Here is a 16,019-nt window from a genome sequence, read left to right on the forward strand (position 1 = left end):
AATACAGCGCTTGACCAAGAATCCAATGAATTCAGACTCACGGTGATACATTCATCCTGTACATAAACGTCAAATTCGGTACTATTTGAACGGAATAAGTGACCAAGTCACATTATAAAAAGTGCGCACACAACGAAATTTGTACATCATACTGTTTTTAAGATTGATTTCGGCACATTGATAAATACTAAATATTACTGACATGCACCAGAAGGAAGTTGAAGCCGGATGAAACCTGCCTGCACTCTGTTATTACTCACTTTGCTGAGTTCACCTTTTGTCGTCAGTGCACAAGAAAATATTGAGAAAACATTCACATTTGGCATTGTGTCCAATAAAGCCCAAAGCAAAATCAAAAAAGCGACGCCCCTTACTCAGTATGTAACTGAAAATATGACTGAATATGGTTACGCAAAAGGGGCGGTAAAGGTATTTAAAAATTATCGTCAGCTCGCGGTTGCGCTTGAAAATGGCACCGTTCAAATTGCAACGGCGACCCCCTTTAATGCGATGACCTTAGAAAAGGAGTCTAATAGCCAAGTTCTTGCTATACGATGGAAAAAAGGCCTGCAAAAATATCATACGGTGTTCTTTACTAATAAAGAGAGTGGCATTGAGTCACTTTCTGACCTGCGCGGAAAAACGCTTGTTTTCGAAAAGCGCACGTCTACCAGCAGCTATTACCTACCTGCGATTACATTGCTGAACCACGGAGAAAAACTGCAATACCTTCCCTCTCCTGATGACAAACCGGCCAAAGACAGCATTGGTTATTTATTCCTTGATGAGCAACTCGCTCAGTCAAATGAAATCAACCTATCTGTATGGGTATATAAACAGAGAGTTGCAGCAGGAGCATTCAGTAACTTCAACTGGAACAATCCCAAAGATTTGCCAGAGAACATGAAAGACAAACTAGCGATTTTTTCTCGTTCTGTTGAAATACCCAGGGATTTGATTCTCGCTTCTCCAAGCATGAGCCTAGAGCAACAGCGTAAAATCACGTCCATACTGCTTGATATGGATACAACTCACGAAGGCTCTCTCGCACTTAAAAAGTTTCAGAACACCAAAAAATTCAGCGCGCTTACTCCAGAAATGCGAGCCTCCTTAAGTACAGTGCGCAAGTCAGTTCACTTGTTACCGAAGGTGGATTGATGTTTCAAAAGCTCTCACTCGAAACCAAATACATTTGCTCGACAATGTTCGTTGTCTTGTTTGTTGTGGTGATAAATCTTGCGTTATACATGCACGGTTACGATGCGTATTCAAATAGCTTAACTCAACAAATCACGAACAACTCTCAAGAAAAAACAGAATCTTACGTTAAGCAAAAAGGGTTGGTTTATGCAGAGCTATTATCAAAACAGCTTTTTGATCCACTCTATACAGACAATATCAGTCAAGCGTATGAGCAAATTAAGGCAACATTGAGCCAGCCAGATGTCTCGAAAATACATGTTGTTGACAATGAAGGGCTAATCTTTCACGACGGCACTACTCAGCTAAGGATGTTTGCCCAACCTCATGACCGCTCTCCTTTTATTTTGAAAGCAATAGAAGAATCTAGAACTCTCGTTTCCTTTTCCAAGCATCAGTTGGAGATCGCAGCGCCGATTCAGCAATCAAACATTACTCTTGGGGCGGTATATCTTGAGCTTAACTTGATACATCTACTGGAAGAGAAAGAACAGAACATTGAACAAGTCCAAGCGATTACCTCAAACGATAAACAGAAGATGTTTAACTTGCTGCTAACGATCAGTGGGATATCCGTTCTATTCGGTAGCATCATCGCTTATGCTTTGGGGCGGTCGTTAACTAAGCCACTCAAGCAACTAAAAGATCAATTTTCAGAGTCAAATACCCAAGCGCTGCCAGTCACCGACATACAAAGCAAAGATGAAGTGGGAGAACTTATTTCGGCGTACAACAAAATGTCAAACAAAGTGAACCGATACACTAGCCGAGTTGAGTTCATGGCGTACCACGATATTCTGACTTCCCTGCCAAACCGAGAAAAGTTACTCATTGATATTCAAACGCAAATAACTGACCACAAATCCCCCTCACTCGCGGTTGTGTTTATTGACTTGGATGACTTTAAGCACATTAACGATAACTATGGACATAACATTGGGGATAAATTGCTAGGCCATCTTGCCTCAGAGCTTCAAAGCCGTTTGCCGAGTTATTTTAAGCCGCTTTACCGCCTTTCTACCATCGTAAGTCGAGTAGGTGCGGACGAATTTGTACTGGCCTTTCCGTGCTCGGACAATCATGAAGCTACAGAAAAAGCGCACGATATTCATCGCCAACTACTCTCTCCCTTTAGTTTAGAAGAGAACGATATTCAAATTACGGCAAGCCTCGGAATTGCTGTGTATCCAGAATTTGGTTCTAACGCTGAGTCTCTTTTACAGCTTTCTTCTCTTGCGGCGCAGGAATCCAAAAGACGCGGTAAAGACATTATGACGATATACGATTCCACGTTTGATGAAACGATTAAACAACGTTTATACATAGAACGAGAACTGCGTCGTTCAGTACGTGACTTGTCTCAATTCGAGCTGTGGTATCAACCACAATTTGATCTAAAAACCTATCGCCTAATTGGGGTCGAAGCATTGGTTAGGTGGAATCATCCCGAGAAAGGCTATATCAGTCCAGAATCGTTTATCCCGATCGCAGAGCAAAGTGATTTAATATTGGAGCTTGGAGAACATATCATTGAGACGGCAGTTGCTCAGCGGGCAATGTGGGCAGAACATTTCGGTACTGATTTTCACATCGCATTAAACTTGTCCCCAAGACAAATCTATCGCCAAGATTTAAGTCAATTATTTTCTAAGTATTTACGACGACATGATGTCGCCCCTCAAACCATTCATGTTGAAGTGACAGAGTCACTTTTTATTGATGATACAGAGAAAGCTCAATATGTGCTTAAAAAACTACAAAGTATCGGAGTGGAAGTTTGGCTAGATGACTTTGGTACGGGGTATTCAGCCCTTGCCTACCTACAACATATGGCTTTTGACGGGCTCAAGATTGATCGTTCATTTATCGCTCAAATCCGAAAAAGCGATCAAGACGATTCATTAGTTCGCGCGATTGTATCCATGGCTCACAACCTAAGAATGAAAGTAGTAGCCGAAGGCGTAGAAACTCAAACTCAACTCACACGAATGGAGTCTCTCCACTGTGACGTCGTACAAGGTTTTTTCTTAGGTAGACCTGTACCTGCCGAGGAATTGATTGCATTTGAATACCAACGAGGGATTGGCGCTCAAAGCGTCAATCACTTTGCTTAGAACGCCGTTTTGTTAACTATTGCCGCTTAGCGCGTTAGTACTCGTAATGCAATATCGGTCACACTTCCCCCACCTCATTAATATGAATTTTCTCTTAAAATCTAACATCTGAGATAAATAAACTACACTTTTCATATCAACTTATTGGATATGGAAATGCGCGTGGTAGGAATCTTTTCTTGGAACAACCTGTCGGTAAAACAAAAGCTATTTGGGTTGGTTTTGCTGCCAATTTTATTGTTGCTTGTCCTCGCGGGTAAACATGTACAAAGCCTTTCTATCCAGGCTCAGGAACTACAAAAAGCACAGTTATTCTCTGTCTACATCGACCGCGTATCTTCGCTTTATCACCTACCGAATAACCCTGATGTAATAGATAAGCAACTAAAAACTCAGCAGATATCTCAATTGCTACGCGACACCGCTGCACCAGTATTCGGTGAAAACGCTGAGATACTAAACCAGTTGACAAGCTTTGAGGAAGCAACCCTCTCGATGCTCTCTTCGCAAAATCAAGAAGAAAAGTTAGATGCGGCAGAGTGGCGCGCTGATACGTTCAAAGAAATCCTCATGAGCTTAGACAAAGTCTATTTTAGAAATGTGAGTTATGAAACAAACACTCACCTTTCTTCTTTGATGCAACTTGAATGGTTGATGTTTTGGTCCACTGAAGAGCATAGATTAAGCGAATATTTGATTCGATCTTCAGAGGAAAATAACGAGTATGACCTCACAACACAGGCTTCTATCCAATCTTTAATCCAGAACCAACAACTATTTCTAGAGCGTTTTGTGACGCTAAATGCCAATCAACAACAAGTAGATCTGCTCATTGAGACGTTTACGGGTGAAGTCTTTATCAAAAGCCAAGAGTTTCGTGCTTATTTATTGCAACCAGCTCAACTCAAATCATTAACCCCGGATGAGATTGATGCGGGGTTATCTGCACTCAACAAACGCTTATCGTTATTACAAAGTGTTGACGACAAAATGGAACAACAGCTGAGTGATGATATATCAAAGACAATCAACACGACGACACAGCACCGCTTTACCTTTATCGCAATGATGAGCCTTTTAACGCTGTTGGTCGTAAGTTTAACGCTAAGATTGGTGCGAAAAGTTACTGGAAACTTGAATCTAGTCCTCAAATTTCTCAGTAACGAAAGCAATGAACAAAGTAACACTGAAAATTCACCTCTTGCTCAACTAATAAAGGGTAAAGACGAGCTGAGTAAGTTTGCTCGAGAGGTAAAAAAGCTTAGTGATGAGCGGATGTTGTCCAGACTAAAGCTCACACAAGCTAAAGAAGATGCAGAACAAGCAAAAGATGATGCAATTAAGGCGAGTAAAGCCAAAAGTAGCTTTTTGGCCAACATGTCCCACGAGATCCGCACGCCGCTAAATGGCGTTATTGGCATCTCTGAAGTGTTATCCGATACTTCCCTGACTGCCACACAACGCGATTACGTCGACACGATTGAAACCTCCTCCCAACTGCTTTTGAGTTTAATTAATGACGTTCTAGACTTCTCAAAAATTGAATCTGGGATGCTGCTCATTAGCCCACATTCAACTTGTGTTCGAGAGTCTATCTATGACATTGCTTCTATCATTTCACCGAAAGCAAAGGAAAAAGGCATCGATGTGCAAGTCAACATTAGCCGTAACACGCCTTACCACGTAATGTTGGATGACCATCGTATACGCCAAGTTGTCATGAACTTCATGTCTAACGCGGTAAAATTTACCGAACAAGGCAGTGTAGAGCTATCGGTCATCACCCGCGAAATAAAAAATGGTGAAGCGGTCATCGAGTTTTCCGTTAAAGATTCAGGGATTGGTATTGATGCCCAGCAGCAAAAGAAAATATTTGCTCCATTTGCCCAAGAGGATAACTCTACTACCCGACAATTTGGGGGAACTGGACTTGGGCTTGCCATTAGCACGCAATTAGTTGAGCTAATGGGTGGAGAAATTCAACTTGAATCCGAGAAAGGTAAAGGCAGTCGCTTCTTCTTTGAACTAACTGCTCCTGTGGTGACTCAAGAGTTTAACGCTTATCACGCTCTGAATCACAACGACATATGGATTGTATGCAGCAGTACTCAACTAGAACAAAAACTGCGTAACGAGTTAAGTTTTTTCAACATCAATATAACGCAGTCAGTAGATACCTTAAGTGCGTTGCCAACGTGGATTGATAACGAGCGCGTTATCGTTATTCATGTAGAAGCATCACCAAATGCAGCGGCGATGCATATCGATGAGATAGAAAGCCTTTGTAAACGAAACATTCGTGTCTGCCTCATCAAGCACCTTCATAGCCCACAATTCGACTTTAGAAGCAGTATCAGCGCCTTGGTCACTCAGCCACTACTAGGGCAGCGCTTAATTAAAGCACTTGAAAGTTGTGCGGCAAATTTCTCGCACGCACAACAAGAGAGCATTTCAGCGCAACATGTTAAATCTTTGCCGAAAATTTTGGTCGTTGATGACAATACGGTCAATCAAAAAATCGCGGGGCTACACGTCACAAAAGCTGGCTTCGACTTTGATGTCGCAGTAAACGGACAAGAAGCGGTTGAAAAATTTCAACAGAATCAATACAGCCTAATTTTAATGGACTGTATGATGCCCGTAATGGATGGATTTGAAGCCACCCAAATAATTCGTCAAATAGAAGTAAAAGAAAAACGCGCTTTCAGAATTCCGATTATTGCTCTAACGGCAAGTGTGGTCGATGACGATATACAAAAATGCTTTGACGTTGGAATGGATGACTATGTGCCCAAACCGTTTAAAGCAGGGTTGCTTAAAGAGAAGTTAGATAAGGCAATTGGGTTACGTGTTTCCAACACGACGCCTGCTGAACCACACCAAGAGAACACTACTCTCGATACTACTCATAAACTACCTGCGAGTTCAGAGCAACCAGAAGCAACGGTAACGCCTATTCGCTCCGAACGTATCTTGCTTGTCGAAGATAATAGAGTGAACCAGAAAGTGGCTTCTCTATTGCTATCTAAAGCAGGCTATCAATTCGAAGTCGCAGAAAACGGACAAATTGCAGTCGAAATGTTCCAAAAAGATGGAAAGTTTGATGTTATTTTGATGGATTGCATGATGCCCATAATGGATGGGTTCGAAGCTTCTAGGCAAATTAGAGCTTATGAAGCGAGTAAAGGATTAGCTAAGACGCCCATTATCGCATTAACCGCAAGCGTCGTAGATGATGACATTCAGCGCTGCTTTGATTCAGGAATGGATGCCTACGTACCAAAGCCTGTGCGCAAAGAAAAACTGTTGTATCAAATTGAACAAGCAATGTAGGTGGATTCTATGAGTAGAAATCATTCTCGCGTTGCTTTTCCTTTGCGTTACATAAAACGCTATCTGTTTATTCTGATTGTTCTTCTTTCATTAAATTGCCAAGCTCTCGCTGCAGAGAGCTACGCCGTTTTCTCATTTAATGACGAATTCTCTCCGCTCACTGTCAATAAAGCGCGAAAATTGTACAGAGGGAAGACGCAACTTTTACAAGGCCAGCGAATTGAACTCTCTGACTGGCCTGCAACATCAACAGAAAGAGCTGAGTTCTATCGTTATCTTCTCAACAAAAATTTAGCGCAAATGAACGCGCATTGGGCAAGCTTGTCTTTTTCAGGTAAAGCTAGACCGCCAAAAGTGATTGCACGCTCCAGCATTGATGACCTCATAGCATGGATGCAAGAGAAGCCGAATAGAATTGGTTATGCCCCAACATCGAGCGTCCCTAGTAATGCTCATGTTTTATGTGTGGTTAGCTCGGAGAATTGATATGAAAAAATATTTAACCATGTTATCGCTGAGTATCGCGACCTTTCCGAGCTCAGCCACGATTGAACTAACAGAACAACTTTCTTTAAGTGGTTTTGGCTCTACGTCGTGGGCAAAATCCGATAACCCAACTACGGTACTAGTTAACCGCTTTATTGGCGATGAATCTTGTTTCGATTGCGATACCACTTTCGGCATGCAGCTCGATTATTTTCACAAGGCATTTCGGGCATCCGCACAAGTCGTAAAGCGCCCGCAAGACCATTGGAGCTCGCCTCAGCTCGAGTGGGCGTATTTGGCTTATACCTATCAAAACATAGAAATACGAGGAGGACGCTTAAGACTGCCACTGTTTTTGATGTCTGAGTACAACTATGTCGGCCACGCTTTTACCCAAGCCCGCCCACCGAATGAGGTATATGACAGCATTCTAGGTATCACGGCTTATAACGGCCTATCTGCACGCTGGATTCATGACCTCAATGAGCAAGTCGTACTTACCGCCATGCCGTTTGTCGGGTTTAAAGACAATAGTGACGTAACCATCAATGAACGTACTGAATTGGAAATTGAGTCAAACAACACTGCAGGGATGAACTTAACGCTAAGCGGAGAGAGTTATCGTTGGAACTTTTCCTACCTCCACGGCGATTATGATCAAACAACGACGCTCTCTAACATTGAGCAATCCACTCCCGGTGGCGGAACCACAATCATTGACCGTCTAGTTGAAACAGAAAAAAACAACACGATCGATCTGTTTTCTCTAGGGTTAAGATACGAGCTCGATAACATTGTGATTATGGCAGAAGGACAGACCAGCAATCTTTCCTCATCTTGGTACGCGACAACAAGTTACAATGTAAACAAGTTGACTCCTTATATTGTTTACGGTCAGCAGTTTAATAGTCGGGATAAAAAAAGTGGAGACAGTTTCTTACTCGGATTGAGATACGACCTAGATTACAACGTTTCCCTAAACGCAGAATGGCAAAGGTTCAACACCTACAATAATAGCTCTGGCGCGTTTTCATCAGCCCCAAAGGATGACAGTGCGAGCCTTTATACGCTAATGCTCAACTTCGTTTTTTAATGTTTCTTACAGTACCAATTTCCACAACACTGGGGGCTGTTGTATTAAGAAGGCTTTTTGCAACACGTAACTAAACGCTAAATGACTGGAAGGGATAGAATCGATCAGATAGGTAAGTGGCAATCCAAACAGAGACAAAGGTTACTCTATTTCGGTTTGTTTTGATTGCCTTTTAACCGCTTTTCTTTGCGTCGCAGCGCCCGGAAAAACTTTGACTCTTCGTGGTACCAACCAAGCACACTAATTGGAAAACCCACGAGCATCATAATAAAAACATCCGCAGGGAGTTGTTCCCAAATGTCGCTTAAAGAACGCAGCTCTCCAAAAATGAACAAACCGATGACTTTACCAAGCAGTAATGCACAACAAATCATAAAGAAGGACTTTAATATATAGTGCCATTTGCCTTTTTTACGCTCTTCTCTCCAATAGGCATATTTATATTGTCGGTCGTACATTCATCCCCCTAAAGTAAACTTGCCGTAAGTTTAAGTATCTCGATAGCGTAAAGTGCGTTGGCACCTCTTTAATCATAGTGCGTATCTAAAGTGAATGCTTGTCGTGGCAATAAGAAGGAGAGGTATTCTGTAGTAAGAGCTACATAATCTCTGAACGTTATATGTCTTGTGTAATTCGGATGATGCCTGATTTTGCTTATCGCTAGTGTTTTCTGAACACCCAAATCGGGCCGATGAGTAGAAACTGTAAATCCTCAAAAAACGACGGTTTTTTACCTTCAATCTTGTGACCGATAAATTGCAATATCCACAATACACCAAACAAGAGCATAGAAATATGCAGAACGGGCAACATCAATACCTCTAGAGACCAAATAAGGCCAATGCACGCTAATGTGTAGCCGATCATCATCATGAATACGCTCAGAGACAAACGAAAATAGAAAACCCAAGTGGGGATCACTGCTACCCAAACCCAATTAAGTTCGAAGCCTAATAATGAAATCTGGGGAATCGACCAAATAAGTCCAACCACAGAAAGGTAGATACCTGGAACTGCGATTGTGTGAATCTTTTGGTTAATAGGGTTTTGGTGACTCTCCCCGTATTCTTTTAGCCATTCAGATAATGCTCGCATATCATTCCCCTTTTCCACCTTCTTATTCTTATATAGCCCGAGGATGAAAAAGGTGCGAATTTTTCCGTAAAGGCTACGAGCAACGAGCGACAAAACAACAGAGGCCAGTGCGTTGCCGATTACTCACCAAGCAACGCTCGTTGTGCTTTCGGCAGCTTGGCAACGACAAGAGCATAAGAGCGTTCACACAAGTCTTGAATCAACCCATCCTCGACATCACCGTTAAAATAAACCGTTATCCAATGACGCTTATTTAAGTGATAACCCGGGATAATGTCCGTAAACTGCGACGTTAAGACTTCTCCATCTTCTGGTTTTACTTTTACGCTGACATACTCCCGACCGTTTCTCTCTGCAATGATGGCAAACATCTTGCCTTTGATTTTGTAAACAACCGCTTCAGGCCCAAATGGGAAATCGCTTTCTGCACACATGAAGGTACTTAAGTATTGTTCTAGTTCTTTGCTTTTCATATCCCCTACCTCCTTCTGCGTTCTCACTCAAATTGTGGCAATAGCAATTTTAACGCCTGGTTAACCTGCTCTTTTTCATTGCCTTCTAAACCATGTAATAACGATTGCTGAACGTCTACATGCTCCAAAATTAGCTTGTCAATTAAGGTTAAGCCTTGCCCTGTTAGTTCAACGGTGACGCTACGTCGGTCTTCTTTACTATGGGTTCTGGTAATAAACCCTTTCTTCTCTAGTTTATCTAAGCGATTAGTCATCGCACCCGAAGTGAGCATCATCGACTCTATTAACGCTGAGGGAGTAAGACAATATGGTGAACCAGCTCGACGCAGTGTCGCTAACACATCAAATTCACCCATTTTCAGATCGTACTTCTTATGTAGCTCGGCGACCCTAGATTCCATGTGTTTTGCAATTCGCATTAGTCGACCCATTATTGCCATCGGTTCAGTGTCGAGGTCTGGCTTCTCCCTAGCCCACTGCTCTACCACTCTATCAATTGCATCCATTATTTCTCTCCAAACATCATATATTTTTTATTTTAACATAAAGATACTTTACAAAAAGCCACCTTGCCGATATCGTTACATTTAATTATCTCTACATAAAGATATTTAACATGAACATTTTACTTGCGATGATTCCCGCCTTTTTTTGGGGGACGACTTACGCTGTTACTCAGTTTACTCTACCGGACTGGCCTCCCGTCTTACTTGGCGCTCTAAGGGCACTGCCTGCGGGTCTTTTGTTGCTGGCAATAAAGCCCTCGTTTCCGAAAAGAAGTGAGTGGAAGGTGCTGCTTGTTTTAGGAACCATCAACATCGCTTGCTTCTTTGGTCTCATTTTTGTCATGGCGTTGACGCTTCCTTCTGCCATCTCTGGTGTTGGTATGGTTTCGGTCCCCGTTTTTGCGATGCTGTTTGGTTGGGCGGTCTACAAACGTCAGCCTAGTGGCATTCAAGCGATAAGCGGCGCAACTTTGATTGCTTTAGCTTGGTTCTTATTTGATCCTAGCTCTATTTCTCTCGAACCCGTGGGCTTACTTGCGATGATCTCCGCCATTATGTGCATCGTGATAGGAAGTAGCGTAACAAAGTCACTAGGTACAAAAATGCACTGGTGGACAGTGCTAACATGGCAGCTCATTTTGGGTGGCGTGATTATGTCTATCGCAACAAGTGTGCTGGCGATAAACAATCCAGAGCCATATGTTACGGTCGTTCAGGACGTATCCATGACGAATATTCTAGGGTTACTGTGGGTAATTATTCTGAACACCGCATTAGGGTATGGCATGTATGTATGGTTATTACAGCGGATGTCGGTCGTAGATTTTACCTTTGGTGGTATTGCAAACCCAGTCGCAGGCATTGTTTCGGGCCTACTGCTATTGGGGGAAACGTTCACTCCTCTGCAATACAGCTTAATGCTGGGAATGATCGTAATGTCATTACTACCTCAGCTCATTACGTCAATCAAAACGAAAAGAGCCGCACTCTCCTCCTAAGTAACGTTAATTCCTAACACTCTAGAAGTAATGAGAGTGTTAGGAATCCTCAAGTGTAACCCCATCAGCAGAAATCAGCGCTAACCTAGGCAACTGACACCTTTAAAACGGTACGTTTTGACATTATGGCTGTTAAGCGCTTGCAAGGTTAGTCAGGGGCTCTGGTTTAGCGTAAACATAACCTTGAATAAGGTAAATCGCATGCTGAGCCAGATATTCGACTTGAGCCTGGCTCTCTACACCTTCTGCAATCATCTCACATTCCGCTTTGTTCGCTGCAGACACAATTGAGTCCAGCACTTTCAATTTTTGGTCGTCAGATCCTATTGGATCAATGAACATCTTATCCACTTTTACACACCGGATGCCCAAATCTTGTAGGTAAGAAAAGCCACCATATCCGGTACCAAAATCGTCAATTTTGAACTTGTAGCCTTTATTCGTTAAATACAAAATCTCTTTTTTCGCGGCCTCAGTGTCTTTTACTGGTATTCTCTCGGTCAATTCAAAATGAATTCTATTAGAGATTGGCCAATTTAACTCCGACAGCAACTTCGTTAATACACCTGACTCTAAATGGGAGGAAACAATATTGATGCTGACCCACGTATGCTCGGGTAAGTCACTTAAGTCTTGTATGATTTTACGAATAAGCTGATTGGTCATCGGGATAATCAGGCCACTTTCTTCTGCAGCACCAATAAACATATTTGGTGGCACCATTCCATCACGTCGCGACCATCGAATCAGAGCTTCATATCCTACTGTCTTACCATCGCGACTATCGACAATCGCCTGGTAGTAAGGAATAAATTCTGCATTACTAATCCCATTTTCAATTAGACCTGTAATGGATTTTCTCAAGCTTTTACCAGATATGTATGCAAAGGCAGTCACAAGACCAGCAAGCACACTTACAAGACCGCCCCACAAAAGTACTCTTTCCTGAGCATAATTTTTAAGTTTTTCACCGCTGAATATCTTGATGAGCATGTTGGCTTGAGACTCTCCTGAAAAGAAAAACTCTTTTGACAGTGCGTTTTCTTCTCCTGCAATATTCGCTTTGCCACGGCTTATCGTTAAATCACCAAATATTGGTTCATCATACTTAAACTCTACAAATAGGCAGTCTTTGCAAGGCGTTTTTATTACCTCGTTAACCCAACTGTTATCAAGTACCCAGAAGACTTCAACGTGTTCATTATCATAAATGACCATCCACTCTATTTGGTCATTCTGTTGCGGCAAAATGAGTGATGCGAAAAAGTTCTCATCCATCTGAAATCGTTCACTACTAGATGGGCGAGACACTTCACTACCAACCGTGGAACACGTTTTTCCGCCTTCTGTGGTCATCGCAATAAAACGAATGTAACGGTTATAAAAACGTGGGTCGCGTAAAGTTCTTACATCACTATCACTACAAGTAAAATCTAACTGAGCAATCTGCTTCACTATTGCTCCGTCCAAATAGGCAGACCTTTGATTTAAATAATCTACGTAAGCATCTATTTTCGACGCTTTTACCGAGTTGACGTAAAAGTTGGTTATCGAATGAAAGGCCACTACAAATATGGCGATGGGAACTAAGCCGAGTAAAATGGCATACCTTGTATTCTTTGTGATCAAAGTTCGTCCTGCTAATCTGTCAAGCAACCTAAGTGGGATATGAATACTATCTCATTTTTATAGTCCAAAAAGTGAGGAATGACGCTCAATAAAATTATAGACTCAAGTGGCTTTCAGATGTCGGGATTTAGAGTGTGAGCACCAACCCACATTCGAGGAGAACAAAGTAGCGACTAAGTGGAAAGTAAGAACGAGCACAATTATTAAGTCATCCGTAATAAAAGTGACGACTTGGAGCTTGAGCAATACTTTTTAGATAGGCAGCAGATACGCTAAAAAACAAAAAGGAAACGATTGATGCCAACCGCTTCCTTTATTTGTTATTGCTATTTAAAAGTGCGTGAATTACGCCACTTCAAGAATCACTTTTTCCAACTTATCTAGGCCTTCATTTAGCACGTCAGATTCGATGGTCAGTGGAGGTAACAGACGAATCACGTTCGCTTTTACCCCACAAGAAAGCAGGATAAGGCCATTTTCTTGCGCTTTAGAAATCACCGCTTTGGTCATCTCTTGCAGTGGTTTGCCTGATTCTGGGTCAGTAAACTCAATCGCCATCATTGCACCCGTAGTACGGATTTCACCGATAGCAGGTACTGACTGTTGCAGCTTAGTCATTCGTGCATTGACCACTTCACCAATGCCCATCGCTTTGGCACACAAGTCTTCTTCTTCGATAATTTTCAGCACTTCAAGACCAGCAACGCAACCAAGTGGAGAGCCAGCATAAGTACCACCTAAACCACCCGGCAGCGCAGAGTCCATCACATCCGCTTTCCCAACCACCGCTGAGATCGGGAAACCACCAGCAATGCCTTTCGCCATTGTCATTAGATCTGGTTCAATGCCTAGGTATTCTGTGGCAAACATTTTACCGGTACGAGCAAAACCAGTCTGGATTTCATCGGCAATCAGCATGATACCGTGCTTATCACACAGCTGACGCAAGCCTTGTGCAAACGCTTCAGGTGCTTTGTAGAAGCCGCCCTCGCCTTGCACTGGCTCGAAAATGATCGCCGCAACGCGTGAAGGTTCAATATCGCAAGCAAATAGATCGTCGATCGCTTGTAAGCTTTGCTCAACGCTGATGCCGTGGAACGCATTTGGGTACGGCGCGTGGTAGATTTCGTTCGGGAAAGGACCAAAGCCCGCTTTGTACGGCGCAACTTTACCGGTTAATCCCATCGTCATATTTGTGCGACCGTGAAAGCCGCCTTTAAACGCTATCACGCCGCTACGACCAGTATGAGCGCGCGCTACTTTCACGGCGTTTTCGACTGCTTCCGCGCCAGTGGTTAGAAAGATCGCTTTCTTCTTAGTATCACCTGGTGCAAGTTCAGTTAGCTTTTCTGCCAGCTCAACGAATGACGCGTACGGCGTAACCATCGCACACGTGTGCGAAAAGTTGTCCAACTGAGCTTTTACCGCATCACTGATACGCTTGTGAGAATGCCCGGTATTGGTCACCGCAATGCCTGCCGCAAAGTCGATGTATTTATTGCCTTCAATATCCCATACGTAAGCGTTTTCTGCTTTCTCGACGTAAAGTGGGTACAGTGCGCCCATGCCTTGAGCGATAACTTGGCTTCTTCTTTCGTGCAGTTGTTGGTTTGTCATTGTTTTGTCCTTAATTAGTTGCCGCCAAAGCAGAGATATTTCACGTCCATGTATTCATCGATACCTTGTTTTGCTCCTTCGCGTCCGATACCGGACTGCTTAACACCACCGAAAGGAGCCACTTCAGTAGAGATCATACCTTCGTTAATGCCGACCATGCCGTATTCGAGCGCTTCTGCGATTTTCCAAACACGGTGAATGTTTTGGCTGTAGAAGTACGACGCAAGGCCGTAGATGGTGTCGTTCGCCATTTCGATCAGCTGTTCGTCGCTGTCAAAACGAATCACTGGCGCGACAGGGCCAAAGATTTCCTCAGAGACAATCTTCATGTCGTGAGTAACGTCTTTGAGAACCACTGGCTGCATAAATAGACCATCGAGCTTCTTAAGTTCTGAAACCGGCTTCGCACCTTGCTCGATAGCACCATCGATCAACGCTTGAATGCCTTGCTTCGCTGACTCGCTGATCACTGGACCAATGTTGACCCCCTCTTCCAATCCGTTACCAACTTTGAGCTGCTGAACCGCAGCGTCAAACTTAGCAACGAATTCGTCATACACTTTGCTGTGTACATAGAAACGGTTCGCACAAACACACGTTTGGCCTGCGTTACGGAACTTCGACGCCATCGCACCCGCCACGGCTGCATCAATGTCGGCATCATCGAATACGATAAACGGCGCGTTGCCACCGAGCTCCATTGAGGTACGTTTAATGTCCGCCGCGCTTTGCTGCATCAGCACACTACCAACTTGGGTAGAGCCAGTGAAAGACAACTTGCGAATCAACGGATGCGAAGTGAAAATAGCGCCTACCTGACGTGAATTTTCACCGAGAACCACTTGCAGCACATCGCGTGGGATACCCGCTTGATAGGCAAGCTCTGCGACCGCAAACGCAGACAGCGGCGTAGATTCAGATGGCTTCACCACAAAGCTACAGCCTGCCGCTAAAGCTGGCCCTGCTTTGCGCGTGATCATCGCAATTGGGAAGTTCCAAGGCGTAATCGCACAGGCAACACCAATTGGCTGTTTGATGGTCACCAAACGCTTGTCTGCACTTGGGGCAGGAATCGTCTCACCGTAGGTACGTTTCGCTTCTTCAGCAAACCATTCGATAAAGCTCGCACCGTAAAGCACTTCACCTTGAGCTTCCGCTAGCGGCTTACCTTGCTCTAACGTCATCAAACGGCCAAGGTCGGCTTTGTTTTCTAACAGGAGTTGGAACCAACGATTGAGCATGCCAGCACGCATTTTTGCTGGCAGTGCCGCCCACTCTTTCTGCGCCACACTGGCACGTTCAATGCCATTTAAAATGTCGTTTTCGGTTGAGACTGGTGCGTACCCGAGGAGTTCTCCGGTCGCCGGATTAGTCACTGCAATGCCCTGTTGTGGATTCGCTACCATAAACGAAACAAGGCTTTGGTTTTGTATCTGTTGCATGGTCATTCCTTTTGACAACTCATCATCGCCGCT

General features: G+C 43.5%; 13 protein-coding genes. 6 read left to right on the plus strand and 7 right to left on the minus strand.

What is annotated here, in order from left to right:
• Positions 1 to 228 precede the first annotated feature (228 nt).
• The 5 genes from L3V37_RS04770 to L3V37_RS04790 all read left to right on the plus strand — a co-directional run bounded on the left by L3V37_RS04770 (position 229) and on the right by L3V37_RS04790 (position 8,226).
• On the plus strand, positions 229 to 1,158 hold the full coding sequence (locus tag L3V37_RS04770) for a phosphate/phosphite/phosphonate ABC transporter substrate-binding protein (protein WP_053303129.1): 930 nt from the start codon (positions 229 to 231) through the stop codon (positions 1,156 to 1,158).
• A complete protein-coding gene (locus L3V37_RS04775) occupies positions 1,158 to 3,314 on the plus strand; it encodes a GGDEF domain-containing phosphodiesterase (protein ID WP_237305926.1) in 2,157 nt (718 codons plus the stop codon). Before L3V37_RS04770 ends, L3V37_RS04775 begins: the two co-directional genes overlap by 1 nt.
• A gap of 156 nt (positions 3,315 to 3,470) precedes the next feature.
• Positions 3,471 to 6,647 carry a response regulator gene (locus tag L3V37_RS04780; protein WP_225455399.1) on the plus strand — a complete coding sequence of 1,059 codons (3,177 nt, stop codon included), beginning with the start codon at positions 3,471 to 3,473 and terminating at the stop codon, positions 6,645 to 6,647.
• A gap of 9 nt (positions 6,648 to 6,656) precedes the next feature.
• The gene (locus tag L3V37_RS04785; protein WP_025766726.1) at positions 6,657 to 7,133 is read left to right on the plus strand and encodes a hypothetical protein; all 477 of its coding nucleotides are present in this window, start codon (positions 6,657 to 6,659) and stop codon (positions 7,131 to 7,133) included.
• A gap of 1 nt (position 7,134) precedes the next feature.
• A complete protein-coding gene (locus L3V37_RS04790; RefSeq protein WP_225478170.1) occupies positions 7,135 to 8,226 on the plus strand; it encodes a sulfate ABC transporter permease in 1,092 nt (363 codons plus the stop codon).
• Positions 8,227 to 8,372: 146 nt separating this feature from the next.
• Here the strand turns inward: L3V37_RS04790 and L3V37_RS04795 are convergent, their stop codons facing one another.
• The 4 genes from L3V37_RS04795 to L3V37_RS04810 all read right to left on the minus strand — a co-directional run bounded on the left by L3V37_RS04795 (position 8,373) and on the right by L3V37_RS04810 (position 10,300).
• A complete protein-coding gene (locus tag L3V37_RS04795) occupies positions 8,373 to 8,684 on the minus strand; it encodes a hypothetical protein (RefSeq protein WP_130546067.1) in 312 nt (103 codons plus the stop codon).
• 202 nt (positions 8,685 to 8,886) lie between these two features.
• Entirely contained in the window at positions 8,887 to 9,321 is a 435-nt protein-coding gene (locus L3V37_RS04800) for a DUF962 domain-containing protein (RefSeq protein ID WP_005377800.1), read from the minus strand.
• A 119-nt stretch (positions 9,322 to 9,440) separates the two neighbouring features.
• The gene (locus L3V37_RS04805) at positions 9,441 to 9,794 is read right to left on the minus strand and encodes an MmcQ/YjbR family DNA-binding protein (protein ID WP_005377801.1); all 354 of its coding nucleotides are present in this window, start codon (positions 9,792 to 9,794) and stop codon (positions 9,441 to 9,443) included.
• Between the two features lie 23 nt (positions 9,795 to 9,817).
• Entirely contained in the window at positions 9,818 to 10,300 is a 483-nt protein-coding gene (locus L3V37_RS04810) for a MarR family winged helix-turn-helix transcriptional regulator (RefSeq protein WP_005377802.1), read from the minus strand.
• 110 nt (positions 10,301 to 10,410) lie between these two features.
• On the opposite strand from L3V37_RS04810, the gene L3V37_RS04815 reads away from it, so the two are divergent.
• On the plus strand, positions 10,411 to 11,298 hold the full coding sequence (locus L3V37_RS04815; protein ID WP_064353868.1) for a DMT family transporter: 888 nt from the start codon (positions 10,411 to 10,413) through the stop codon (positions 11,296 to 11,298).
• Between the two features lie 132 nt (positions 11,299 to 11,430).
• On the opposite strand, the gene L3V37_RS04820 is transcribed toward L3V37_RS04815, so the two are convergent.
• From L3V37_RS04820 to L3V37_RS04830, 3 genes are all read right to left on the minus strand, one after another.
• Positions 11,431 to 12,927, minus strand: coding sequence for an EAL domain-containing protein (locus L3V37_RS04820; RefSeq protein ID WP_237305927.1), 1,497 nt, complete (start codon positions 12,925 to 12,927; stop codon positions 11,431 to 11,433).
• Positions 12,928 to 13,272: 345 nt separating this feature from the next.
• Positions 13,273 to 14,544, minus strand: coding sequence for a 4-aminobutyrate--2-oxoglutarate transaminase (gene gabT / locus L3V37_RS04825; protein ID WP_130546063.1), 1,272 nt, complete (start codon positions 14,542 to 14,544; stop codon positions 13,273 to 13,275).
• A gap of 14 nt (positions 14,545 to 14,558) precedes the next feature.
• The gene (locus L3V37_RS04830) at positions 14,559 to 15,986 is read right to left on the minus strand and encodes an NAD-dependent succinate-semialdehyde dehydrogenase (protein WP_165401695.1); all 1,428 of its coding nucleotides are present in this window, start codon (positions 15,984 to 15,986) and stop codon (positions 14,559 to 14,561) included.
• Positions 15,987 to 16,019: the final 33 nt, after the last annotated feature.

The sequence above is a fragment of the Vibrio sp. D54 genome (assembly GCF_021728075.1).
GTDB lineage: Bacteria > Pseudomonadota > Gammaproteobacteria > Enterobacterales > Vibrionaceae > Vibrio > Vibrio alginolyticus.